This is a genomic window from Porphyromonas sp. (assembly GCF_030529325.1).
In the GTDB taxonomy this organism is placed as follows: domain Bacteria; phylum Bacteroidota; class Bacteroidia; order Bacteroidales; family Porphyromonadaceae; genus Porphyromonas_A.
Genome location: NZ_JAUMXC010000086.1, coordinates 1 through 3017, shown reverse-complemented (window position 1 = coordinate 3017; position 3017 = coordinate 1). Strand labels below are relative to the sequence as shown.

The window sequence follows — 3017 nt, the reverse complement described above, 5'->3', positions numbered from 1 at the left end:
CAAGGAGAGAAAGGCGAGAAGGGAGACAAGGGCGACAACGGTAACGATGGTAGCGATGGTAACGACGGTAACGACGGAGCTAACGGTAAGAGCGCTTACGAGCTTTGGAAAGAAGAAGTAATCAATAACTGCGGTAAGGCTACTCAAGTTATGGACCCACACAACCCAAGTCAGCCATGGGATTGTAACAAGACATCATTCAATGACTTCATGGATTACCTCAGAGGTAAAGATGCTGAAGAGAAAGTCATACCAGGAACTATTGTCAAGGGAAAGTTCAATGTCTTGGCTCAATACTACAATGCAGCTCTTAAGGAATATGTCGATCCAAAGGATGGTTCTGTAATCTTTGTTGTCCTTGACAAAGAAGGTGCAAAAGCTCCTGCGGGTTCAAAAGTTAAGGGTCTACCGGGTATTTCTAACCAAACTTTCACTGTAGGCGACGATGGAGAAATCAGAGTAACTCGTGATCAACTTCCCGACAAACTTCCGGAAGCTCAAAGAATAGGATCTGCCGCTGAGGTCACGATCGGCGGGATAACAGAGACTTCTGCCAAGAACACTATTGTTCCCAACAGGGTCAACACCCGTCTCTCTGCCAACCTCATTTACCTGCGTCAGCCCACAGCGCAAAATCTCGGCGGTGGCAGCTATCCTATGGGACACTTTACTGTGATCGCCTACAAGTACGAGAGAGAGGTCGATGGCACATGGGTCGCATATCCTGATGTGTATCCAAAACCTGTGCTTTCAACCGCGTTTGTCAAGAACAAAGATGTAACTGTGGATGAAAGTAATATCACAGACAATGCGGAGTCAAACAAGTGGGGCATTACTCAGTCATACGCAGACTACAATATGGCAAAAAATGTGTGCTTGATCATCCGACCTGTTGTATTGCACGACACAGAGAAAAGAGGGTCTTTACCCAACCCTCCTATCGGAGACTATGGAAAACGCTTCAATCACAATAAGGAATTTGAATGGAAACAAGAGGATATGTACTTTACTGTAAGAGGTAAGGAATACTTCTATGGTCAGCAGCCAATCCTTCCGAATGCCGTTCACGTTCCGGAGATCTATCCGATGGTTCCATTCAAGGATAATACTAAGATTGAAATAATACAGGGCGTCACAAAAGTTTGGGGAGAATTGGACATGGAGTCTTTACCTGAAACATATATCAACTATGAAGCTCCAACCGGACACATTTGGAAGGCAAAGAAGGAAACTGCTGCTGAGATGAAGGCCCGATTCCAAAACAAGATCATCTCTCAGATCTTTGTTCACGGCACAAAGGATAACCAAGTGACTAACCTATACAACAAAATTCCTTGGTCTAAGGGACATGCTAAGTTTAGTATCCACTCTATCTATCCGGGCTTTGTCTTAACCACAATGATGTATATAGATGACGATATAAAGGGAAAGACTACCCAAGCAGCAGAAAGTGCTTATATTTTAGGCTCGGCTTTTGCCCCATATCGTGCAGTGCCATATTATATCTTGAAAGAAAATGCAGGAAATTACTTCTTGAAGTATATCTTCAACGCTAATCCAGATAAACCTCTGCCAAAGGAGAATTTACCAGCAGACTGGACAAACTAAGCACTTACGAAACGAATAGATTTAGATTATGACTATTAAAAATATTATATACAGTTTTTCTGTATTGGCTCTCAGCTTGTGCACGACTACCGTCGTTGCACAAGAGGATCAGCCAGCGAAGAAGGCTTGGGAAATCGGGGTAGGTGGATCATTGATCAACTGGAACAGAGTTTCTATCACCGGATCAGAATTTACCAAGGACATGTACCACTACAACATGGATGTGAAGCATGTCATGCCGGGTGCAAACCTTTATATTGCAAGAGAGTTGAACCGTTGGTTTTATCTTGATGTTCAAGGGACTATGGGTATTGTCCGCAACGCTGATAAAGAGTCAGGCAAGTACGGTTTCCTCTGGATGGTGGGTCCCGGTCTGCAATTGCGCCTCGGATCACTCTTCAACTCCAAGTATGTAGAGCCTTATCTACGTGCAGGTATCAACTATATGAGCAAGGACTTCAGCTCTTTGACTCAAGGCAACTTCACCGATGACAAGACCGGAACTGCCAAGTGGCAATCCGATGACACATGGAGCAGAGGCAGAGTGAGCCAAGAAAAGAATGCCTATTTCCCACTTTCTCTTGGTGTAGGCTTCAACACATGGCTCAACAACCACGTAGGTATCGGTCTCCAAGGGGACTATATCATCTCTCTCCGTAAGGACGAACCACAGTTTGCACAAGCTACGATGAGAGTGATGTTCCGTATCGGAGGCGAAGACAAGCGTCCTCGTCCACAGGTAAAGTATGTAGAGGTAGAAAAACTTGTTGATCGCATCGTCGAAAAACCGGTTGAAAAGATCGTCGAAAAGACTATCACCAAGTATGCAATCCTCGATCGTATCACATTCGAGTTCAACAAATCCACTCTTACTTCTGAAAACAACTTCATCCTTGATCAGATCGCTGAGATGATGACTACAGACAGCTCTCTACGTCTCCTCATCACAGGATACACTGATGCTGTAGGTAACTCAACATACAACAAGGATCTATCACTCAGAAGAGCAAAGACGGTCTATGACGAACTCATCGCTCGTGGTGTCAATCCGGCCAACCTCAAGTACAGAGGTGCAGGTAAGGCTACACACGTGGCAGCTCCTCACGAAGGCAACGACGTTCGCAAGGGCGACCGTAAGGTCTCTATCGAAAAGATTTCAGACGACATCTACTGGAACAGACTATAATCCCTGCTCCTTTAGGAAAGGATACTCAAAAGGTCGGAGTGTGATTTATCACGCTCTGACCTTTTTTATTGCAAAGAGTTGAGGGAGCAAAAGTAATTTCTCCCCTACAGGCCAAGCGCCTCAAGCCAAACTGTCGTTAATCAGAATATCTATGAACATTTTGTGTGGTCGATACTGTCCTAAAAAAGTGTGTAAGCCCCATTAGTCCTTAACTTTGAGGTAA

General features: G+C 44.6%; 1 protein-coding gene and 1 pseudogene. Both read left to right on the top strand.

Annotation, left to right across the window (positions count from 1 at the left end; genetic code table 11):
- Positions 1–1608, top strand: a pseudogene (locus Q4A14_RS08865) (collagen-like protein); the annotation flags it as partial.
- Positions 1609–1636: 28 nt separating this feature from the next.
- Positions 1637–2794: an OmpA family protein gene (locus tag Q4A14_RS08860; protein ID WP_303171504.1), complete on the top strand. Its 1158-nt coding sequence runs from the start codon at positions 1637–1639 to the stop codon at positions 2792–2794.
- The last annotated feature ends 223 nt before the right edge of the window (positions 2795–3017 follow it).